Source organism: Rhodanobacter sp. GW835-FHT13D09, assembly GCF_058793995.1.
On the sequence record NZ_JBXAGL010000003.1, the window covers coordinates 53,998 to 74,726 of the forward strand.

Here is a 20,729-nt window from a genome sequence, read left to right on the forward strand (position 1 = left end):
GCCTGCACGATGCTCCGGGGACGCGACGTGTGGAGGTGCGCGCCGCTCCCTTTGCGGATGGCCGGCCCTGTTCGAAGCGGATGACGCTAGAACTGGTAGCGCAATGTCAGGTTCGCGGCACGCGGTGCGCCCGGCATATTGAGGTTCGGGCTGCTGCCGTGACCCGACACGATGTACCGCGTGTCGAACACGTTGGTCAGGTTGAGTTGCAGCGCGATCGGTCCGGTGCGGTATTGCGCCATGAGATCGGCGGTCACGTAGCCCGGCAGGGTCACCGTGTTGCCGGGATTGGCCTGCCGCGCACCGACCAGGTTCAGGCCTCCGCCCAGTTGCCAGTGCTCCGCGAACGCGCGGGTGACCCACAGGTTGCCGCTGTTCCGGGGCGTGAGGGTGGCACGCTTGCCCTGGATCGGACGACCGGCATCCATGGCGACGGAATGGATGATGCGCGCATCCAGCCAGGCGTAGCCGGCAATCAGGCGCCAGCCGTCCGCCAGGTCCGCGGCGGCGCTGAGCTCGACGCCGCGTGTCCGTTGTGCGCCGATCGGCAGCACCTTCTGGGTGACGGGGTCGGTGGCCTTGATGCCCGTACGCTCCAGTTCGAACGCCGCGGCGTTGAACGTGGCGCGCCCCCCCAGCAGGTCGTATTTGGCCCCGACTTCGGTGTTGTGCGTACGCTCGGGGGCGATGTCCGCATTGTTCGCCGCCAGCGCAAATGCCTCACCCGATGGCTGGAACGAACGACTCCAGGAAACGTAGTAAGCCTGCGTGGCGGACGGCTGCCATACCACGCCCGCGCGAGGACTCAGCGCCTTGTCGGTGCGGGCAAGGTCCCGCTGACCCGGCAGGCGGTTTTCCGTTTCCTGTCGGAAGCGGTCGTAGCGCAAACCAAGCAGGGCCTTCCACTGCGAACCCAGGCTCACCATGTCCTGCAGATAGGCGGCTGCCGTGTCGAAGATGCCGAGGTTGTCGGCGGCAGGGGCGCGGGCCACCCGCAATGGCAGTACCGGCAACACGGGATGGAACAGGTCGACGACGGCCACGCCGCTGGCGCTGCGATTGAGCAGGGACTTGTCCTGCCGTCCAAGCTCCAGGCCGTAGAGCAGGTCATGGCTGACCGTATCGCCGCTCAGGCGCTGATTGAGCTCGGTCTGGTTGAACCAGCCGTGCTCGTGCCGGTACACGTTGGAACGGTTGAGCGAAACGGTCCGCGCCTTCTCGTTGACGCTGCCCGGCAGCGTGTTGTTGCGGTCGAGCGTGTAGTCGTACCAGCGCGAGGCATTGCGCAAGGTCAGGCCCTCGCTGAAGGCATGCGTCAGCGTCGCGGTGGTCGAGGTCACCGTCGACTTACTGGTATCGACGTCGCGCGCGTTGGCGGCGCCGTAGTAGGTTCCCACCGGCACATCGACCGGGCGGCCTCGATAGGCCGGAATGCCGAAATCGGTGACGCGGCGATCCTCCAGATAATCGGCCTGCAGCAGCAGCGTGGTATTGGCCCCGGGATGCAGCAGCACCGACGGCGCCACGGTGCGGCGCTTGAGGAACTGCGGGTCGCGATAGCCGTTGGCGTCTTCCATGGCGCCGGTGAGGCGCCAGGCGCTGCCGGCATCGCCGAAGCGCCGGCCGACGTCCAGTTCGCCGCGCCGATCGGCCCAGCTGCCGTAGCTGAGGGTGACCTGGCCGCCGTCGACACCGGGTTGCCGGGTGACGCGATTGATCAGGCCGCCGGACGAACCTCGTCCATACAGCACCGAAGCCGGTCCCTTGAGCACCTCGATGCGCTCGATGTTCGACAGGTCGCGGAAATACAGCGCGTCGTCGCGGATGCCGTCGACGAATTGATCCGCGATGGCGGTGAAACCGCGGATGGAGACCTGGTCGCGCTGACCGTCGCCGGTCGAGAAGCCGACGCCGGGCACGTTCTTCAGGGCGTCCTGGATCGACGTCGCATGCTGGTCCCGCAGCACGCTGGCCGGCACCACGTTCACGGTCTGCGGCACGTCGCGCAGGGCGGCATCGATCTTGGTGGCGCTGATGGCGTCCGGCGTGCGGTAGTCATCGGGACGCGTGGCCTGCACGTTGACGCCGGGCAGCAGCTTGGCCTGGTCAGCGGAAGCTTCGTCGGCAAAAGCCCGAGGCGCGCCCAGGGCAGTCAGCAAGGCAATGGAAAGAGGCAGCAAACGCATGGGTGACCCCGGAGGCTGGAATGCGGGCCGCACGCATCCCTCGCGGGGACGCGATGAGTACACAATGGGAGATGGCGCCGGGCCGGCGTGGCGCTGGCTGGCTCAGGCCTCGGCGAACGGGTGGATCGCTTGCATCGTTACCGGCCGGGAGCGGTCGGCAAGATATTGCGAATTATTCTCATTTTCAGGACGAGCGTCAACACCCGTCGAAAGTCCATGCGGTTTTTCTTGGGCAGGGATTGGACTTCGGGACCCGGCTGTTGGAGGGCCGAGCGGCGCCGGACTTGCTGGGCAAGGAACGCGGAGGGAAGCGGAGGATGGCCGGGTGGTTTCGGCCTCAGCTCTTGTCCGTCGCCGCGGCGGCATAGCCCTTGAGCTTCGCCAGCATCGCCGCCAGGCCGTTCGAACGCGTCGGCGAGAGATGCTTGGCCAGGCCGATGGTCGCGATGAAAGCGGGTTCGGTGGCGAGGATTTCCGCCGCCGGGCGGCCGGAGTAGACGCGCAGCACCAGGGCGATCAGGCCGGACACGATCGCCGAATCGCTGGCCGCCTCGAAGTGCATGCGTGCGGCATCGCCGCTCGGCACCAGCCAGACCATCGACTGGCAACCGTGGACGCGGTAGGCCTCGGTCTTGCGTTCTTCCGGGAATGGCGGCAGTTGCCGGCCGAGATCGATCAGGTACTGGTAGCGCTCGGTCCAGTCGCCAAGGAAAGCGAATTCCTCGGCGATCTCTTGCTGCGCCTGTTCGGCGCTGGTGGTGGCGATGGCGTTCATGCGCACATTATCGCGCGGGTGCCGGCGACAAGCGAAATGCCGTCGTCGCCCGTACAGGGTGCGTTGCGGAGGGAGTCAGGCCTTGGCGATGCTCCAGCGCGTGCCCTGGGCGCTGTCCTCGATGACGACGTGCATGGCGGCCAGTTCGTCGCGGATCGCATCGGCGCGTGCGAAGTCGCGGGCGGCGCGGGCGGCCTGGCGCTGTTGCAGCAGGTCCTCGATGCGTGCCGCATCCACCGTGTTCTCGCCGCGCCGGAACCACGCCTGCGGATCCTGCTGCAGGAGGCCGAGCAGGGCGCCGCCGCCGAGCAGGGCGGCTTTCGCCTCGGCGCCGCCGGACTGGCGTGCCGCATCGGCCAGCACGGACAGCTCGGCCAGTGCCTGCGGCGTGTTGAGGTCGTCGCACAGGGCCGCCTCGATGCGTTCCGGCACCGGCAGTTCGCCAGCCGGCAGCTCGACCGCGGCCAGGTCGCGCAGCACGCGGTACCAGCCGTCCAGCGTGCTGGTCGCCTGCGCAATAGCCGCCTCCGACCAGTCCAGCGGCTGCCGGTAGTGACCGCTCAGCAGGCGCAGGCGCAGCGCCTCGGGCGGATGCTGCTTGAGCAGCTCGTGCAGCAGCAGCACGTTGCCCAGCGACTTGGACATCTTGCGGCCGTCGAAGGTGAGCATGCCGTTGTGCATCCACCAGCGAGCGAAGGTCTTGCCGCCGTGCGCGCAGGTGGATTGGGCGATCTCGTTCTCGTGATGCGGAAACAGCAGGTCGATGCCGCCGGCGTGGATGTCGATGGTCTCGCCCAGGTGCGCCGCGCTCATCGCCGAGCACTCGATGTGCCAGCCGGGGCGACCGCGGCCCCACGGGCTGTCCCAGCCGGGCAGCTCCGGCGTGGACGGTTTCCACAGCACGAAGTCGCCGGGGCTGCGCTTGTACGGCGCCACGTCGACGCGCGAGCCGGCGATCAGCTCGTCGGTGTCGCGGCCGGACAGCTCGCCATAGGCCGGGAACGAGCCGACGTCGAACAGCACGTGGCCTTCGGCGGCGTAGGCGTGGCCGCTGTCGAGCAGGCTCTCGATCATCGCGACGATCGGGCCGATGTGGGTGGTGGCAAGCGGCTCGATGTCCGGCGGGGCCACGCCGAGCCCGGCCATGTCCTCGCGGTACGCCTGCGCGAAGCGTTCGGTGATCGTGCCGATCGGCACGCCCTGCTGCTGCGCGGCGGCATTGATCTTGTCGTCGACGTCGGTGATGTTGCGTGCGTACGCCACCTGCGGGTAATGCCGCCGCAGCAGCCGCACCAGCACGTCGAACACCACCGGCCCGCGCGCATTGCCGATATGCACGTAGTTGTAGACGGTGGGGCCGCACAGGTAGATCGTCAGGCGCGCCGGGTCGAGCGGGGCGAACGGTTCGGTGCGGCGGGTGAGGCTGTTGTAGAGCGAAATCGGCATCGGTGGGATCCGCAGCATGGGGTGCGCCGGGCGATGGCAGGGCGCGGCCAGCCCGGCATCTTAACAAGGTGTAAGCAGCCGGGTCGCGCAAGCCCCGCCAAGGCGGATTCTAAGGGTGTATTCAGCGTGAATTTGCTGGAATGCTGCCAGTCCACGCGCAGATGCGCGCCGTTGTTCCGAAACTGGAGGTCGCAATGACCAAGCTGTGGCTTCCCGCATTGGCCCTCGCCCTGATGGCGTCCGGCGTCCATGCACAGGATGGGCGTTACGCCAACGCCGACGACAATGCCCATTACGGCTGGGCCGATGTGCTGCGGGCCGATCCGGTCCAGGCAGTCACCCGCACCGAAGTGCCGCGGCAGGAGTGCTACGAGCAGCCAGTGGTGCGCCACGAGGGCGGCAACAGCACGGCCGGTACGGTGCTTGGTGCCGTGATCGGCGGGGTGCTGGGCAACACCGTGGGCAAGGGCGATGGGCGCAAGGCTGCCACCGTCGTCGGTGCCGTCGCCGGTGGTGCGGTCGGCAACCGGGTGTCCAGCCAGGGCCGTGACTACGAGAGCAGCCAGACCCAGTGCCGCCAGGTCAGCTCGGTCAGCGAGCAGCGCCGGATCGTCGGCTACGACGTGGAATACCGCTACCGCGGTGAGGTCTACACCTCGCGCCTGAACTACGACCCCGGCGAGCGCCTGCGCGTGCGCGTGCAGGTCGAGCCGGCCGACTGATCGGCCCGGTTCCCGCAGGTTGATTTTTTTGTTGCAAGGCAGCGAAATTGCCGCCATCATGGGCGCCAGTCACCTGGGTTCCGCAATGTCCACAGCCGTCTATACCGCCACCGTACTCACCAGCGCCCGCGCGGCCGCTGGCATGACGTCGCGTGCGCGCCGACCGCTGGGCGGGTATTCGGCCGGGTAGGCAGTCGCGCGCGTTTCACGTGCATCGACGATAAACCCGGCCTCCGTGCCGGGTTTTTTGTTGACGCATTTGGCACGGACCCGCCCGCAAAACCAGGCCATTCGGCCAGGCGCGGGTCCATCCACCATACCCCGGCCATCCATGCCGGACTCACAAAAGAAAAGCAGGGCCTGACTTCATGAGCATTCGGCATTTCTTGACCACCCAGGATTACAGTCGCGGCGAGATCGACGCCCTGCTGGAGCAGGCCGCCGCGTTCAAGCGTTCGCCGCGCGGTCAGCAGCTGGCCGGCAAATCCGTCGCCTTGATGTTCTTCAACCCCTCGATGCGCACCCGCACCAGCTTCGAGCTGGGCGCGTTCCATCTCGGCGGCCACGCCATCGTGCTGTCGCCGGGCAAGGACGCGTGGCCGATCGAGTTCGAGGCAGGCAGCGTGATGGACGGCGACACCGAGGAGCACATCGCCGAGGTGGCGCGCGTGCTCAGCCGCTACGTCGACCTGATCGCGGTGCGCGCGTTCCCGAAGTTCCAGGACTGGGCGGTGGATCGCCAGGACAAGGTGATCAAGGCCTTCGCGCAGTACGCCACGGTGCCGGTGATCAACATGGAGACGATCACCCACCCCTGCCAGGAGCTGGCCCATGCGCTGGCGCTGAAGGAACACCTGGGCGACCTGACGAAGAAGAAATACGTGCTCACCTGGACCTATCACCCGAAGCCGCTGAACACCGCGGTGGCGAACTCCGCGCTGCTGATCGCGACGAAGATGGGCATGGACGTGACCCTGCTGTGCCCCACGCCGGACTACGTGCTGGACGAGCGCTACATGCAGTTCGGCTACCAGAACGCGAAGGAAAACGGCGGCTCGCTGAAGGTCAGCCACGATATCAAGGAAGCCTACGCGGGCGCCGACGTGGTCTACGCCAAGAGCTGGGGCGCGCTGCCGTTCTTCGGCAAGTGGGAGCAGGAGAAGCCCGTGCGCGAAGCTAGCAGGCATTTCATCGTGGACGAGGCGAAGATGGCGCTGACCCACCGCGGCCTGTTCAGCCACTGCCTGCCGCTGCGCCGCAACGTCAAGGCCACCGACGCAGTGATGGACGCGCCGTACTGCATCGCCATCGACGAGGCCGAAAACCGCCTGCACGTGCAGAAGGCGGTGATGGCGTCGCTGATCGGCCAGGGCTGAGCGCTCGTGTATACGCCGAAGCATTTTGCGGAAAGCCGCCTGGAAATCCTGCACGGACTGATCCGTGCGTATCCGTTCGCGACCGTGGTGACCCGCACGGCGAACGGGCTGGGCGCGAACCACCTGCCGTTCGAGCTGGTCGGCGAAGTGCTGCACGGCCATGTCGCTCGCGGCAACGAACTGGCGCAGCTGGATGGTGCCGAGGTGCTGCTGGTGTTCCGGGGGCCGGACGGCTACATCAGCCCGAACTGGTACCCGAGCAAGCACGAGACCGGACGTGAGGTGCCGACCTGGAATTACGCCGTGGTGCACGTGCACGGGCGCCTGCGGGTGGTCGACGACGCGGCCTGGCTGCGTCGCCTGCTGGAAACCCTGACCGATCACCATGAGGCCGGCCAGCCGCAGCCGTGGAAGATCACGGACGCACCGGACGACCATATCGAAAAGTCCCTGCGCGCGATCGTCGGCCTCGAAGTCGCGATCGAGCGCATCGAAGGCAAGTTCAAGCTGAGCCAGAACCATCCCGCGCGCAATCGTGCCGGCGTGATCGCCGGCCTGCGCGAGCGCGACGGCGATGGCGACGCGGAACTTGCTGCAATGATGTCCAGCCAGCAGGAGTCGGAACCGTGAACCATCAGCATCACTATCGCGTCGACGTGGAGTGGACCGGCAACCTCGGCACGGGCACGGACGGCTATCGCAACTACAGCCGCGACCATCTGATCCGCATCGCGGGGAAAGCCGAGCTGGCCGGCTCGTCCGATCCGACGTTCCGCGGCGATGCCACCAGGCACAACCCCGAGGACATGCTGGTGACCGCGCTGTCGACCTGCCACATGTTGTCCTACCTGCACATGGCCACCGTGGCCGGCGTGGTGGTGACCGCGTATGTGGACGCCGCCGAAGGCACGATGGTCACCGAAGGCGACGGCGGCCGCTTCGCCGAAGTGGTGCTGCACCCGGTGGTGACGATCAGCGTCGCCAGCGATCCGGCCAAGGCCGAGGCGGCGCACGAAACCGCCCACCATGCCTGCTTCATCGCCAACTCCGTGAATTTCCCGGTGCGCTGCGAGCCGCGCATCGTCGTCGCATCCATCTGACCGTTTTTCTTTTCAGGATCTGCAAGCCATGAGCAAAGACATCGTCCTCGCCTTCTCCGGCGGCCTCGACACCAGTTTCTGCGTGCCTTACCTGCAGGAACGCGGCTGGGCCGTGCATACCGTGTTCGCCGATACCGGCGGTGTCGATGCCGAGGAGCGCACCTTCATCGAGAGCCGCGCGAAGGAACTGGGCGTGGCCAGCCACATCACCGTGGACGGCGGCCCGGCGATCTGGAACGGTTTTGTCAAGCCGTTCGTGTGGGCGGGCGAGGGCTACCAGGGCCAGTACCCGCTGCTGGTGTCCGACCGTTACCTGATCGTCGAAGCCGCGCTGAAGCGCGCCGCCGAACTGGGCACGAAGGCGATCGCGCACGGCTGCACCGGCATGGGCAACGACCAGGTGCGTTTCGACCTGGCGGTGAAGGCGCTGGGCGACTACCAGATCGTGGCGCCGATCCGCGAGATCCAGAAGGAACACACGCAGACGCGCGCCTACGAACAGAAGTTCCTGGAAGAGCGCGGCTTCGGGGTGCGCGCCAAGCAGCAGGCCTACACCATCAACGAGAACCTGCTCGGCCTGACCATGTCCGGCGGCGAGATCGACAAGTGGCAGGCGCCCGGTGCCGGCGCGGTGGGCTGGTGCAAGCCGCGCGCCGAATGGCCGTCCAAACCGCTGCAGGTGAAGATCGGCTTCGTCAACGGCGAGGCGGTGACGCTGGACGGAGAAAAGATCGCCGGACACACGATGCTGGCGAAGTTGAACGGCCTGTTCGCCGCCTATGGCGTGGGCCGCGGCCTCTACACCGGCGACACTACCATCGGCCTGAAGGGCCGCATCATCTTCGAGGCGCCGGGCCTCACCGCGCTGCTCGCCGCGCATCGCGCGCTGGAAGAGGCGGTGCTCAGCAAGCAGCAGAACCGCTTCAAGCCGGAGGTGGCGCGCAAGTGGGTGGAGCTGGTCTACGAGGGCTTCTTCCACGATCCGCTGAAGAGCGACCTGGAAGCGTTTCTGGCATCCAGCCAGTCCACGGTCAATGGCGAAGTGACGCTGCAGACGAACGGCGGCAGTGTCGGCGCGGTGGCGGTGGAGTCGAAGCACATCCTCAACGCCAAGGGCGCCACCTACGCGCAGTCGGCCGACTGGGGCGTCGAGGAAGCCGAAGGCTTCATCAAGCTGTTCGGCATGAGCAGCACGCTGTGGGCCGAGGTCAATCGCGGATGAGCGCCCTGCTTGATGCCACGCTGGAGCACCTGGGGGCGCTGGTCGGTTTCGACACGCGCAATCCGCCGCGTGCGATCGACGCCAGCGGCATCTTCGACTACCTGCGCGCGCAGTTGCCGGGTTTCACGGTGACGGTGACCGATTTCGGCGCCGGCGCGGTGGCGCTGCACGCCGTGCGCGGCGAACCGAAGTACCTGTTCAACGTGCATCTGGACACGGTGCCCGATTCGCCGGCCTGGACGGCCGATCCGCACACGCTGCGGATCAGCGACGATCGCGCGATCGGCCTCGGTGCCTGCGACATCAAGGGCGCGGCGGCCGCGCTGCTGGCGGTGGTGAAGGCCAGCGACGGCCCGCTGGCGCTGCTGTTCACGACCGACGAGGAAGCCAACGATGCGCGCTGCATCGCCGGCTTCCTGCGTGAGCCGAAGTCCTATGAGGCGGTGATCGTGGCCGAGCCCACCAGGGGCGAGGCGGTGCTGGCGCATCGCGGCATCCAGTCGGTGCAGATGCGTTTTGCCGGGCGCGCCGGGCATGCTTCGGGCGAGCAGCAGCCCAGCGACAGCGCGCTGCACCAGGCCGTGCGCTGGGGCAACGCCGCGCTGGATTTCGCGGTGGCGCAGTCGCACGAACGTTTCGGCGGGCTCACCGGTCTGCGTTTCAACATCGGCCGCATCGAAGGCGGCATCAAGGCGAACATGATCGCGCCCACGGCGGAAGTGCGCTTCGGCTTTCGCGCGTTGCCCACGATGAATCCGGATCACCTGCTGATCCGTTTCCGCAATCTGGTGGAACCGCAGCCGGTGGAGTTCGCCGAGACTTTTCGTGGCGCCTCGCTGCCGGCCGGCGATACCGCCAACGCCGAGGCTAACCGGCTGGCCGCGCGCGACCTCGCCGACGAGCTGTGCATCCCGGTCGGCAACGCGGTGGACTTCTGGACCGAGGCAGCGCTGTTCTCCGCCGCCGGCTACACCGCCTTCGTCTACGGCCCCGGCGACATCGCCCAGGCGCACAGCGCCGACGAGTGGGTCGCGCTGGATCAACTCGAACACTATGCGCAAACGGTTTATCGAATCGTTGAGAAGTCCGGCCAGGGACGGCCGGTTTTTGACCCCCGCGATCATGGATGAGCGCAAGGAACAGACAATGGACACGGCTAAGCACAACACCCGCAAGACCATCGTGCGCCTGCTCTCCAGCATGGGCAGCGCGAAGGAAATCCAGCAGTACCTGAAGCGCTTTTCCGAGGTGGACGCCAAGCGCTTCGCCGTGGTGAAGGTTGGCGGTGCCGTGCTGCGCGACGAGCTGGCCGACCTGGCCTCGTCGCTGACCTTCCTGCAGCAGGTGGGGCTGACCCCGATCGTGCTGCACGGCGCCGGCCCGCAGCTCGACGAGGAGCTGGCCGCCGCCGGCATCGTGAAGCAGACGGTGGGCGGCCTGCGCGTGACCTCGCCGAAATCGCTGGGCATCGTGCGGCGCGTGTTCATGCAGCAGAACCTGAAGCTGGTGGAGGCGCTGCAGTCGATGGATACCCGCGCCACCGCGGTACCGTCGGGCGTGTTCATGGCCAGCTACCTCGACCGCGAGACCCTGGGACTGGTCGGCAAGGTGGAGAGCATCAATCTGGCGCCGATCGAGGCCAGCCTGCGCGCGAATTCGATCCCGGTGATCGCCAGCCTTGGCGAGACCGACGAGGGGCAGATCCTCAACGTCAATGCCGACGTCGCAGCGAACGAACTGGTGCGCGCGCTGCAACCGTACAAGATCGTGTTCCTCACCGGCACCGGTGGCCTGCTCGATGGCCAGGGCAAGGTGATCGACTCGATCAACCTCAGTACCGAGTTCGAGCACCTGATGGAGCAGCCGTGGATCAACGGCGGCATGCGGCTGAAGATCGAGCAGATCGCCGACCTGCTGGCCGACCTGCCGCTGACCTCGTCGGTGTCGATCACCCGGCCGTCCGAGCTGGCCAAGGAACTCTTCACCCACAAGGGTTCGGGCACCCTGGTGCGGCGTGGCGAGAAGGTGCTGCGCTTCGACTCCTGGGAAGGCGTGGACCGCGAGCGCATGCGCGGGCTGATCGAGTCCAGCTTCGGCCGCACCCTGGTGCCGGATTATTTCGAGCGCACGCGGCCGTTCCGCATCTACGCCAGCGAGAACTATCGCGCCGCGATGATCCTCACTATGGAAGATGTCGGCAACAGGCAGGGCCTGCCGTACCTGGACAAGTTCGCCGTGCTCGACGACGCGCAGGGCGAAGGCCTGGGCCGTGCGGTGTGGCAGGTGATGCGCGAGGAAAACCCGCAGCTATTCTGGCGCTCGCGTCACCATAACCAGGTCAACATCTTCTACTACGCCGAGTCCGACGGCTGCCTCAAGCAGTCGCGCTGGAAGGTGTTCTGGTACGGCCTGGACGGCAATTTCGACACCATCGCCGGCTGCGTGGCGCATTGCGCGCAACGCCAGCCGACGCTGGTGGATTGAGCGGTACAACCTCCCTCCCCTGCAAAGCAGGGGAGGGCTGGGGTGGGGCCGCTCTTGATCTCGATGGAAGATCAAAAGCCTACCCCCTCCCGACCTCCCCCTGCGGTGCAGGGGGAGGAGAAAATGGCATCGCAGGAGTGAATCGGTGACACACGACAAGAAAAACATCGGCATCGTCGGCGCGCGCGGCCATACCGGCATGGAGCTGATTCGCCTGATCGCGGCGCATCCCTCGCTGGAGCTGGTTTTCGTTTCATCGCGTGAACTGGATGGCCAGCGCGTGGCCGACCAGGTCGACGGCTTCGCCGGCGAGCTGCGCTATGCCAGCCTGGATCCGGCTGGGGTGGCGGCGCAGGGCGCCGACGTGGTGATCCTGGCGCTGCCGAACGGCAAGGCGGCGCCGTACGTGGCGGCGATCGACGCGGCGAAGCCGGACACGCTGATCCTCGATCTTTCCGCCGATTACCGTTTCGATCCGTCGTGGTACTACGGCCTGCCCGAGCTCACCCGCGAACGGTGGCGTGGCGGGAATAGGATCAGCAACCCCGGCTGCTACGCCACCGCGATGCAGCTGTCGATCGCGCCGCTGAAGGACCTGCTGGCTGCGCCACCGGTGTGCTTCGGCGTCTCCGGCTATTCCGGCGCCGGCACCACACCGTCGGACAAGAACGACCCGGACAAGCTGCGCGACAACCTGATGCCGTACGCGCTCACCGGCCACATGCACGAAAAGGAAGCCTCGTTCCAGCTTGGCCTGCCGGTGGAGTTCATGCCGCATGTGGCACCGCACTTCCGCGGGCTCACCATCACCAGCAACCTGTACCTCGCGCGGTCGCTGAAGCGCGAGGAGGTGTTGCAGCGATTCCGGCATGCCTACGGCAGCGAGAAACTGGTATCGGTGCTGGACGAGGCGCCGTGGGTCAGCCGCATCGCCCACAAGCACCACACCGAGATCGGCGGTTTCGCGCTGTCGGCCGATGGCAAGCGCGTGGTGGTGGTGGCCACGCTGGACAACCTGCTCAAGGGCGCCGCCACCCAGGCGATGCAGAACATCAACCGCGCGCTGGGGCTCGACGAATACACCGCAATCCCGCAATGAATCGTCATTCCGGCGAAAGCCGGAATCCACGGCCTTTCGTGAGCAAAGGCTCTGGATCCCAGCGTACGCTGGGATGACGGGCAGTCTCCGACGGCAGCTTTGAGATCACACCATGACCCAACCCCTCTGGCAGAAATCCAACATCAAGATCGACGCGAAGATCATGCGGTTCCTCGCCGGCGACGACGTGCTGCTGGACCGCGAGTTCTTCCTGCACGACATCACCGCCAGCAAGGCGCACGTGGAGGGGCTGGCCAACATCGGCGTGGTCGGCGCCGACGAAGCGGCCGCGCTGAAGCGCGAGCTGGATGCGCTGGCCGACGATTTCACCAGCGGCGCGTTCGTGCTGGACGAGCGCCACGAGGACGGCCATTCGGCGATCGAGGCGCGGCTTACCGAGCGCCTCGGCGACGCCGGCCGCCGCGTGCACACCGGGCGCAGCCGCAACGACCAGATCCTGGTCGCCACCCGGTTGTGGCTGAAGGACAAGCTGGGTGCGCTGGAAGCGCATTGCCGCGCCATCGCCCAGGCCTGCCTCGACCGTGCGGCGCAGCCGGCATTGCCATTGCCGGGCTATACGCACCTGCAGCGTGCCGTGGTGTCGTCCACCGCGATGTGGTTCGCCGGTTTCGCCGAGGGCTTCATCGACAACGCGTTGCGCGCCCGCCAGACGATGGCGCTGATCGACGCCAACCCGCTCGGCACGGCCGCCGGCTACGGCGTGAACCTGAAGCTGGACCGCGGACACACCACCCAGGCACTCGGCTTCGCGCGCATGCAGCTCAGCCCGATCTACGCGCAGCTGTCGCGCGGCAAGTTCGAGATGGCCGTGCTGGAGGCGATCGGCGGCGCGCTGCTCGATCTGCGCCGGCTGGCCTGGGACCTGTCGCTGTTCACCACCGCCGAGTTCGACTTCGTCAAGCTCCCGGCTGAGTACACCACCGGCAGCTCGATCATGCCGAACAAGCGCAACCCCGACGTGATCGAACTGCTGCGCGCCAGCTATGCCAGCGTGGCCGCTGCGCGTACCGAGATCGAGCAGCTGCTGTCGCTGCCGTCCGGCTACCAGCGCGACCTGCAGTTCTCCAAGGGCTCGATCTTCCATGGCGTGCGCCATGGCCTGATGGCGCTGGAGCTGGTGCCCGACCTGCTGGTGCGGTTCGGGTGGAACGAGGGTGCGATGCGCGCCGCGATTGAGCCGGCGATGTACGCCACCGACGTGGCGATCGAGCAGGCCGCCGCCGGCGTGCCGTTCCGCGACGCCTACCGTGCCGCGGCGGAAACCGCGGCGTCCGCGGGGCAGGGGCGCACGCCGGAAGGCAGCCTCGCCGCCCGCGTGTCGCCGGGCGCCGGCAACGACCTGCGGCTGGATGAACTGCACGCGCGCTTGCGCGCACTCGACGACTGAAGCGGAGACACGGCATGGCGGCGATCGATACGGGGAACACGCACATCCACCTGCCCGCGCAGGCGCTGCCGCCCTGGCGTCGCGCCGTACTGAAGGTGGGCAGCAACCTGCTCGCCGCCGACGGTGGCGGCCTCACGCCGCGCTATGCCGAAGCGCTGGCCGCCTTCATTGCCGCCAGCCAAGCGGAGGGCCGCCATATCGTGCTGGTGTCTTCCGGCGCGGTGGCGGCGGGGCGCGCGCTGCTGCGCCAGCATGCGAGCGACAGTGGCGGCCTCGCCGCGCGGCAGGCCCTGGCCGCGCTGGGCCAGGCGCCGATGATCGCGCTGTGGCAGTCGCTGTCCGCGCGTCCGGTGGCGCAGGTGCTGCTGACCCACGACGACCTGCGCAACCGCCGCCGCTACCTCAACGCGCGCGCCACCCTGCGCGAGCTGCTGCAGCTCGACGTGCTGCCGGTGGTCAACGAGAACGACACCGTCTCGGTGGACGAGCTGAAGCTCGGCGACAACGACAATCTCGCCGCCATCGTCGCCGCGCTGGTCGATGCCGACCTGCTGCTGATCGCGTCCGACGTCGAGGCGCTGTACAGCGCCGACCCACGGCACGATCCAGCGGCCACGCCGATCGCACATGTCGCTGCCCTGACGCCGGAGATCGTGGCGATGGCAGGCGGCAGCGGCAGCGCCGCCGGCACCGGCGGCATGCGCACCAAGCTGCAGGCGGCGGCGAAGGCCGCGGCGGCTGGCATTCCCACTACCTTGTTCAGCGGCCGCGAGGCGGCCACCGTGCAGGCGCTGCAACGCGGGCAGCTGCGCGGCACCCTGATCGCCGCGGCCTCCACGCGCCTGCAGGCGCGCAAGTACTGGCTGCGGCATGCACCCGCCGCGCCGGGCCGCATCCGCATCGACGCCGGTGCCGCGAAGGCGCTGGCCGGCGGGCGCGTCTCGCTGCTGCCGGGCGGCGTGCTCGGCGCCGACGGCGAGTTCCACCGCGGCGACCTGGTCGAGATCGTCGACATGGACGGCGCCGCCGTCGCGCGCGGACTCAGCCAGTACGGCGCCGCCGAGGTGCGTCGGCTGGCTGGCCGGCACAGCCGCGAGATCGACGGCGTGCTCGGCTACAGCTACGGCGACGAGGTGGTGCATCGCGACGACCTCGTTACCATGAACCGTCCGGTGGCATCCGGGCAGGAGATCGGCGCATGAGCACGATCAGGGAACAGGCACTCGCCTGCCGTGACGCGGCGCGGGTGGTCGCGGCGCTCGACACCGGGACGAAGCGTGCGCTGCTGCGCGATATGGCCGCGGAACTGGAGGCGCAGTCCGCCGTGGTGCTGGCGGCCAACGCCGCGGACATGCGTCAGGCTGCGGCGAAAGGCGTGCAGGGTGCCATGCTCGACCGCCTGCGGCTGGACGAGGCGCGCGTGGCGGGCATTGCCGGCGCGCTGCGCGAAGTGGCCGAACTGCCCGATCCGGTCGGCGTGACGACCCGCCGCGAGACGCGGCCGAATGGCCTGTCGATCGAACGCGTGCGCATCCCGCTCGGCGTGATCGCGATGATCTACGAGGCGCGCCCCAACGTCACCGCCGACGCCGCTGCGCTGTGCCTCAAGGCCGGCAACGCGGTGATCCTGCGCGGCGGTTCCGAGGCGATCCATTCCAACCTCGCCATCGCCACCGCGCTGCACGCCGCGCTGCGCGCGCATGGCGTGCCCGAGGCCGCCGTCACCGTGCTCGACGACCTGAGCCGCGAGGCGATGGTCGAACTGCTGCAGCTCGGCGACCTCATCGACCTCGCCATCCCGCGCGGCGGCGAGGGGTTGATCCGCTTCGTCGCCGAACACGCACGCGTGCCGGTGATCAAGCACTACAAGGGCGTGTGCCACCTGTACGTGGACCGCGCCGCCGATCTCGAGCTGGCGCTGGGCCTGCTGATCGACGGCAAGACCTCGCGCCCCGGCGTGTGCAACGCGCTGGAAACCCTGCTGGTGCATCGCGACGTCGCCGAAGCGTTCCTGCCGCGCGCCGCCGCGGCCTTGCGCGAGCGCGGCGTCGAGCTGCGCGGCGACGACACCAGCCGTGCGCTGGTGCCCGCCATGCATGCCGCCACGGAGGACGACTATGCCGCCGAATTCCTCGACCTGATCCTCGCCGTGCGCGTGGTGGACAGCCTGGACGAAGCCATCGCCCACATCTACCGCCACGGCTCCGACCACACCGAAGTCATCGCCACCGCCGACCAAGCCGCCGCGCAACGCTTCGTACGGGCGATCCGCTCCGCCGTGGTGATGGTCAACGCCTCCTCCCGCTTCAGCGACGGCGGCGAACTCGGCCTCGGCGCCGAGATCGGCATCTCCACCACGCGCCTGCATGCCTACGGCCCGATGGGCGCCGAGTCGCTCACCATCGAGCGCTTCGTGGTACGCGGGAAAGGGCAGGTGCGGCATCCGCAGGGCCACACGCAGTGTTGAATGTCCGCTATCGGCCAGATGCAGTCATTCAACAAACAGCCTGAAGCGGACCGTCAAAAAGCTCACTCTGATCCAGGTACGCTCGCCGCGACCAAATTGGAGTCGAGACAAGCCGCAAATGGCAGTCACCTGCGGAAAGGTATGCCTGAGGCTTTGACGCGCGCGGCCAGCACTGGTCGGTTGAGAAAATGTAGCATTCGGCTCACAGATGCAACTGAAAGGCTAGAGGAGGCAGTTGGCCCAAGCAGAATGCCTTTCACTAGATCATCAGTGGTAACTGATGATCCCCGCTCGGGTAATCCGGAGAGAGGAAGACGAAACTTTGGTTCGACTCCTCGTTCTCCATTTAGGTACCATAGTCGGGCGCTAAATTCTCGCTTTCGATCCAAATAGGACAGGTAAACAGCGCGCCACTCCTTTTCTTCACTAAATCCTTGGTGCTTGGAAAAAAGTGCCATTAAGACGAATCGATTGAAGAGCATGTCCGCTACGTGAGGGAGGTGCTCAGCAATGGCATTTGGACTCGTGACAAGTTGGCAGAATTCATCGATTTTTCTGACAATGTAGGCCTTACGATCCGCGGAAGTACCGTAACGGACACGTCCAAGCAGAATCGACGATTGTTCCTCTGGAGGGACAAGTACCGAAGTATCAATCAGAATGGCGGCGCCACTACCATTCCCGCCGTAGCCACGCCACATTGATAAAAGACCGTCTTGATTCTCAATGTCGTGCTCCGACAATGAGGCGACGTAGGTATCGAATGCGTGGAATCCATTAAATGTTTCAAACGCTTTGTAGAAATTCTGGACCAAGGCTCGGTGCATTGCCGTCCCGAGGGTATTCTCAAGAACCTTATGATCTTCAAGAGCATTCTTGGCCTCTATTAAGCCCCAGGCCAGTTCCTCGGTATCGTTCATAAGCAAGGGGTTCGACATCCATATTTCCCCCGACTTAAAGATTGCCTCGAGGGTCTGGATTGACGTGTAATGCGCAAGTAAGGGGCGCTTTGCCGGGTAGTCGTGTTCAGTGTTGGCGTCACCCCACAGGGGCGCAAATAGCTTAACTAATTCTGCTTCGGTCATCGTGGCATCCATCTTCTCTGACAAGGCCTCTACACAAGCTGTATGCCTGCACTTTACAGCTATGCAACCGGCAGAAATGGGTCGATAGCGGGCATAGGCAATCAACGTGTCGGGTGGGTCAGCCCCGACCCCTCGCTCGCACCGCCTCCGCAAACGCCAGACAATCCGCAAATCGGTTGTACAGCGAAGCGGGCGAGAGGCGGATCACGGCGGGTTGCGCCACTCATTCATGATGCCGTCGCCCATCAGGCAGTCGAACAGGACGCAGCCGCGCTCGTGGCCAGCGCTCACACGGATGAGCTGAAGAAGTTTTTTGCGCAGTTGCGCCATACCTGCATGGTAGATGATCCGCAGCGCCATGCGCAGTGGCGCCAGTGCAGGGATCGGCATGCTGGAGAGTCGCCGGCCGCTGGTGGCTGCGCGATTTCTTGCGCAGCGTCCATGCCTTCCGCGTTCATGGTCGCGGGCTACAATCCGGCCTTGATACTCCTGAAGGCAGCGGCGATCGATGACAGGCGCAGACCAGCAACCCGCCGTGCGCTGCCGCGGCCTGACCAAGCACTACGGTTCGGGCAACGAGCGCGTGGATGCGCTGCGCGGCGTCGATCTCGATGTGCGCAGCGGGGAATTGCTGATGCTGGTGGGGCCGTCGGGTTGCGGCAAGACCACGCTGATCTCGATCATCACCACGATCCTCGACCAGGATGACGGCAGCTGCGAGGTGCTGGGCCACGATATCGGCCGCATGACGGAAGGCGAGCGCACGCGATTTCGCGGCGAGAGCGTCGGTTTCGTCTTCCAGGCCTTCAACCTGTTGCCTGCGCTCACGGCGCTGGAGAACGTGTCGGTGCCGCTGCTGGTGGCCGGCGTGGCGCGGGCAGTGGCCGAGCGGCGCGCCAGGACCGTGCTGGAAGAAGTCGGTCTGGGCGCGCGTGCCGATGCGCTGCCGCGCAAGCTCAGCGGCGGGCAGCAGCAGCGCGTCGCCATCGGGCGCGCGCTGGTACACGATCCGAAACTGGTGGTGTGCGACGAACCGACCAGCAATCTGGATGCGAAGACGGGACACGAGATGATGGACATCCTGCGCGGCGTGGCCCGCGCATCCGACCGGGCGCTCATCGTGGTAACGCACGACAACCGGACCTTCGATTACGCCGACCGCATGGCGCGCATGGAGGACGGGCGGATCGTCGAGGTCAGCGAGGGCGGGCGGCAGGGGGAGAAGTCGTGATGGCGCCATTCGAGAAGCGGATCTACCTGCTGGCCGGCCTGGCGCTGGCCGGCGCCATCATCGCGGTGGCGGTGGTCTTCCGCTCCGGCGATTCGGCCGTGGTGACGACCGCGGCCGCGCCGATGGAGCAGGTGCCCTTCGCCGACTATGTGGTCGGTACCGGCATCACCGAAACCGGCCTGGGCAACGTGTCGGTCGGCACCGCTGTGCCGGGCGTGGTGAGCGCGATCGCCGTGCGGCCGGGCGACGAGGTCGAAGCCGGCGCTCCGCTCTTCAGCATCGACGACCGCGACCTGCAGGCGCGCCTGGGCGTGGCCAAGGCCGATGTCCGGCTGGCCCGGGCGGCGCTGGCGAAGCCCGCGCACCGGCTGGATTACCTCACCCACCTGCAGCGCCTCGACAAGGCTGCCCTCAGCGTCGAGGCGCTGACCAACGCGAAGGACGACATGGAGGCGGCTGCCTCTGCGGTGGAGACGGCCGCGGCGACCGAGCAGCAGATCGAGGTCGATATCGCGCGCGCGGTGGTCCATGCCCCCATCGCCGGACGCATCCTGCAGGTCAACGTGCGGGTGGGCGAGTTCGCGCCGGCGGGCGAGGTGGCCAAGCCGCTGGTGCTGATCGGCGACGACCAGCGCATGTACCTGCGCGTGGACATCGACGAGAACGACGCATGGCGCGTCCGTCCGCACACGCAGGCGCGCGCGTTCGTGCGCGGCAATCCGCGCCTGTCCATCCCGCTGCGCTTCGAGTACATCGAGCCGTACGTCACTCCCAAGACGTCGCTGACCGGGCTGAGCACGGAGCGCACCGATGTGCGCGTGCTGCAGGTGATCTACAGCTTCGAGCGCGGCACGCTGCCGGTCTACCTCGGGCAGCAGATGGATGCCTTCATCGAGGTGCCGCCCGCGCCTGGCAAGCCGGCGGGCGGACAGCGCTGATGTTCCGCATCGCGCTGAAGATGCTGGCGGCGGATCGCGCGAAGTTCGTGGGGCTGCTGTTCGGGATCGCCTTCACCTCCTTCCTGGTCACCTTCGCCGCCTCGTATTTCTGCGGCTTCATGACCAACGGCTTCGCGCTGATCTCCGAGAACGGCGCCACCGACGTGTGGGTGATGGACCCGGCGGTGCAGTCGGTGGAGCAGACCATCAACATGCCGGCCTCCGCGCTGGACCGGGTACGCAGCGTCGAGGGCGTCAGCCGCGCGGTGCCGCTGGCGCTGGGCAACGCGGACGTGCGCTTCCCCAATGGGCAGTTCCAGACCTTCCAGGTGATCGGCGTGGACGACGCCTCGCTGGCCGGCGCGCCGGTGGTGCCCGGGCGCAACTCCGACGAGCTGCGCGCGCGCGATGCGGTGATCGTCGACGCGGGCGGCACCAGCGGCAAGCTGGAGACGCCGACGCTCGCGCGGGACCAGTGGCCGCACGACGGCGCGCACCTGGATGCGCCGACGCGCGACCTGCGCGGCGGCGACGAGCTGCTGGTCAACGAGCACCTGGTGCGCGTGCTGGGCCAGTCCTCGACCGTGCCGCGCTACCCGCCGCGGCCGCTGCTCTACACCACGCTGTCCAACGCGTTGCGCATCCTGCCGGTGGAGCCGCATACGCTGACCTTCGTGATGGCGCGGACCGTGGCGGGCGCCTCGCCGCGCGAGGTGGCCAGGCGCATCGAGCAGCGCACGGGTCTGCGCGCGCGCAGTACGGCGGATTTCAAGTCCGACACGGTGCGCTGGTTCCTGGTCAACTCCGAGGATGTCGGCGACATCGCGGCGATGCTCACGCTGGCGATGACCATGGGTTTCGGCGTCACCGGGGTCATGCTCTACATGTTCACCTACGAGCACCAGAGCCAGTACGCCGTGCTCAAGGCACTGGGCACGCCGTCGGGAACGCTGACCGCGATGGTGCTGGCGCAGGCCGCGATGTGCGCCCTGCTGGGCACCGGCATGGGCCTGGGGCTGTGCGGCATCGCCGGCGAGGTCGTCGTCCGGCTGGGATTCCCGTTCCGCATGATGTGGTTCACCCCGCTGGCGGGGCTGCTGGGCGTCGTCCTGGTGAGCGTGGCGGCCGCGCTGATCAGCGTGCGCCCGGTGGTGAAGCTGCAGCCGGCGGTGGTGTTTGCCGGGCGGTGA

At 67.2% G+C, this 20,729-nt stretch carries 19 protein-coding genes; 14 read left to right on the forward strand and 5 right to left on the reverse strand.

Translation table 11 applies throughout. The annotated features are described in order from the left end of the window. Positions 1-86: 86 nt before the first annotated feature. The 3 genes from AC1Q5A_RS05720 to cysS form a co-directional block, all read right to left on the reverse strand. Positions 87-2,186, reverse strand: coding sequence for a TonB-dependent receptor (locus tag AC1Q5A_RS05720; RefSeq protein ID WP_492699176.1), 2,100 nt, complete (start codon positions 2,184-2,186; stop codon positions 87-89). Positions 2,187-2,523: 337 nt separating this feature from the next. After that, entirely contained in the window at positions 2,524-2,961 is a 438-nt protein-coding gene (locus AC1Q5A_RS05725) for a SufE family protein (RefSeq protein WP_492699178.1), read from the reverse strand. A gap of 75 nt (positions 2,962-3,036) precedes the next feature. After that, positions 3,037-4,407, reverse strand: coding sequence for a cysteine--tRNA ligase (cysS, locus tag AC1Q5A_RS05730; protein ID WP_492699179.1), 1,371 nt, complete (start codon positions 4,405-4,407; stop codon positions 3,037-3,039). A gap of 194 nt (positions 4,408-4,601) precedes the next feature. On the opposite strand from cysS, the gene AC1Q5A_RS05735 reads away from it, so the two are divergent. From AC1Q5A_RS05735 to AC1Q5A_RS05785, 11 genes are all read left to right on the forward strand, one after another. Further along, entirely contained in the window at positions 4,602-5,129 is a 528-nt protein-coding gene (locus AC1Q5A_RS05735; protein WP_492699181.1) for a glycine zipper 2TM domain-containing protein, read from the forward strand. 368 nt (positions 5,130-5,497) lie between these two features. After that, positions 5,498-6,505, forward strand: coding sequence for an N-acetylornithine carbamoyltransferase (locus AC1Q5A_RS05740; protein WP_492699183.1), 1,008 nt, complete (start codon positions 5,498-5,500; stop codon positions 6,503-6,505). A 6-nt stretch (positions 6,506-6,511) separates the two neighbouring features. Beyond that, a complete protein-coding gene (locus AC1Q5A_RS05745) occupies positions 6,512-7,135 on the forward strand; it encodes an FMN-binding negative transcriptional regulator (RefSeq protein WP_492699185.1) in 624 nt (207 codons plus the stop codon). Further along, positions 7,132-7,605 carry an OsmC family protein gene (locus tag AC1Q5A_RS05750; RefSeq protein WP_492699187.1) on the forward strand — a complete coding sequence of 158 codons (474 nt, stop codon included), beginning with the start codon at positions 7,132-7,134 and terminating at the stop codon, positions 7,603-7,605. The genes AC1Q5A_RS05745 and AC1Q5A_RS05750 overlap by 4 nt, the downstream gene beginning before the upstream one ends. Positions 7,606-7,633: 28 nt before the next feature. Then, positions 7,634-8,827: an argininosuccinate synthase gene (locus AC1Q5A_RS05755; RefSeq protein ID WP_492699189.1), complete on the forward strand. Its 1,194-nt coding sequence runs from the start codon at positions 7,634-7,636 to the stop codon at positions 8,825-8,827. After that, positions 8,824-9,957 (forward strand): acetylornithine deacetylase, encoded by a 1,134-nt coding sequence (locus tag AC1Q5A_RS05760; protein WP_492699190.1) that lies wholly within the window; start codon positions 8,824-8,826, stop codon positions 9,955-9,957. The genes AC1Q5A_RS05755 and AC1Q5A_RS05760 overlap by 4 nt, the downstream gene beginning before the upstream one ends. 16 nt (positions 9,958-9,973) lie before the next feature. Further along, entirely contained in the window at positions 9,974-11,311 is a 1,338-nt protein-coding gene (locus AC1Q5A_RS05765) for an acetylglutamate kinase (protein WP_492699191.1), read from the forward strand. Positions 11,312-11,456: 145 nt separating this feature from the next. Beyond that, on the forward strand, positions 11,457-12,410 hold the full coding sequence (gene argC, locus AC1Q5A_RS05770) for an N-acetyl-gamma-glutamyl-phosphate reductase (RefSeq protein ID WP_492699193.1): 954 nt from the start codon (positions 11,457-11,459) through the stop codon (positions 12,408-12,410). Between the two features lie 112 nt (positions 12,411-12,522). Continuing rightward, complete coding sequence (locus tag AC1Q5A_RS05775; protein ID WP_492699195.1) at positions 12,523-13,818, forward strand: argininosuccinate lyase; 1,296 nt, start codon at positions 12,523-12,525, stop codon at positions 13,816-13,818. A 14-nt stretch (positions 13,819-13,832) separates the two neighbouring features. After that, the gene (gene proB, locus AC1Q5A_RS05780) at positions 13,833-15,020 is read left to right on the forward strand and encodes a glutamate 5-kinase (protein WP_492699197.1); all 1,188 of its coding nucleotides are present in this window, start codon (positions 13,833-13,835) and stop codon (positions 15,018-15,020) included. Beyond that, entirely contained in the window at positions 15,017-16,285 is a 1,269-nt protein-coding gene (locus tag AC1Q5A_RS05785; RefSeq protein ID WP_492699199.1) for a glutamate-5-semialdehyde dehydrogenase, read from the forward strand. The genes proB and AC1Q5A_RS05785 overlap by 4 nt, the downstream gene beginning before the upstream one ends. Positions 16,286-16,410: 125 nt before the next feature. Here AC1Q5A_RS05785 and AC1Q5A_RS05790 read toward each other — a convergent pair whose 3' ends face one another. Next, a complete protein-coding gene (locus AC1Q5A_RS05790; RefSeq protein WP_492699201.1) occupies positions 16,411-17,370 on the reverse strand; it encodes a DUF2971 domain-containing protein in 960 nt (319 codons plus the stop codon). Between the two features lie 204 nt (positions 17,371-17,574). Beyond that, entirely contained in the window at positions 17,575-17,760 is a 186-nt protein-coding gene (locus AC1Q5A_RS05795; protein WP_492699203.1) for a hypothetical protein, read from the reverse strand. A gap of 118 nt (positions 17,761-17,878) precedes the next feature. Here AC1Q5A_RS05795 and AC1Q5A_RS05800 point away from each other — a divergent pair, with 118 nt between their 5' ends. The 3 genes from AC1Q5A_RS05800 to AC1Q5A_RS05810 are packed head-to-tail and all read left to right on the forward strand — an operon-like array spanning position 17,879 to position 20,729. Further along, the gene (locus AC1Q5A_RS05800) at positions 17,879-18,601 is read left to right on the forward strand and encodes an ABC transporter ATP-binding protein (RefSeq protein WP_492699205.1); all 723 of its coding nucleotides are present in this window, start codon (positions 17,879-17,881) and stop codon (positions 18,599-18,601) included. Further along, on the forward strand, positions 18,601-19,539 hold the full coding sequence (locus tag AC1Q5A_RS05805; RefSeq protein WP_492699207.1) for an efflux RND transporter periplasmic adaptor subunit: 939 nt from the start codon (positions 18,601-18,603) through the stop codon (positions 19,537-19,539). Before AC1Q5A_RS05800 ends, AC1Q5A_RS05805 begins: the two co-directional genes overlap by 1 nt. Then, positions 19,539-20,729, forward strand: coding sequence for an ABC transporter permease (locus tag AC1Q5A_RS05810; protein ID WP_492699209.1), 1,191 nt, complete (start codon positions 19,539-19,541; stop codon positions 20,727-20,729). The genes AC1Q5A_RS05805 and AC1Q5A_RS05810 overlap by 1 nt, the downstream gene beginning before the upstream one ends.

Bases quoted from the DNA above. Each gene is read 5' to 3' on its own strand.
- AC1Q5A_RS05740 (WP_492699183.1), top strand. From the start codon at position 5,498: ATGAGCATTCGGCATTTCTTGACCACCCAGGATTACAGTCGCGGCGAG.
- AC1Q5A_RS05790 (WP_492699201.1), bottom strand. From the start codon at position 17,370: ATGACCGAAGCAGAATTAGTTAAGCTATTTGCGCCCCTGTGGGGTGAC.
- AC1Q5A_RS05765 (WP_492699191.1), top strand. From the start codon at position 9,974: ATGGACACGGCTAAGCACAACACCCGCAAGACCATCGTGCGCCTGCTC.
- AC1Q5A_RS05720 (WP_492699176.1), bottom strand. From the start codon at position 2,186: ATGCGTTTGCTGCCTCTTTCCATTGCCTTGCTGACTGCCCTGGGCGCG.
- AC1Q5A_RS05760 (WP_492699190.1), top strand. From the start codon at position 8,824: ATGAGCGCCCTGCTTGATGCCACGCTGGAGCACCTGGGGGCGCTGGTC.
- AC1Q5A_RS05810 (WP_492699209.1), top strand. From the start codon at position 19,539: ATGTTCCGCATCGCGCTGAAGATGCTGGCGGCGGATCGCGCGAAGTTC.
- AC1Q5A_RS05785 (WP_492699199.1), top strand. From the start codon at position 15,017: ATGAGCACGATCAGGGAACAGGCACTCGCCTGCCGTGACGCGGCGCGG.
- cysS (WP_492699179.1), bottom strand. From the start codon at position 4,407: ATGCCGATTTCGCTCTACAACAGCCTCACCCGCCGCACCGAACCGTTC.
- AC1Q5A_RS05735 (WP_492699181.1), top strand. From the start codon at position 4,602: ATGACCAAGCTGTGGCTTCCCGCATTGGCCCTCGCCCTGATGGCGTCC.
- AC1Q5A_RS05775 (WP_492699195.1), top strand. From the start codon at position 12,523: ATGACCCAACCCCTCTGGCAGAAATCCAACATCAAGATCGACGCGAAG.
- AC1Q5A_RS05795 (WP_492699203.1), bottom strand. From the start codon at position 17,760: ATGCCGATCCCTGCACTGGCGCCACTGCGCATGGCGCTGCGGATCATC.
- AC1Q5A_RS05725 (WP_492699178.1), bottom strand. From the start codon at position 2,961: ATGAACGCCATCGCCACCACCAGCGCCGAACAGGCGCAGCAAGAGATC.
- AC1Q5A_RS05805 (WP_492699207.1), top strand. From the start codon at position 18,601: ATGGCGCCATTCGAGAAGCGGATCTACCTGCTGGCCGGCCTGGCGCTG.
- proB (WP_492699197.1), top strand. From the start codon at position 13,833: ATGGCGGCGATCGATACGGGGAACACGCACATCCACCTGCCCGCGCAG.
- AC1Q5A_RS05800 (WP_492699205.1), top strand. From the start codon at position 17,879: ATGACAGGCGCAGACCAGCAACCCGCCGTGCGCTGCCGCGGCCTGACC.
- AC1Q5A_RS05755 (WP_492699189.1), top strand. From the start codon at position 7,634: ATGAGCAAAGACATCGTCCTCGCCTTCTCCGGCGGCCTCGACACCAGT.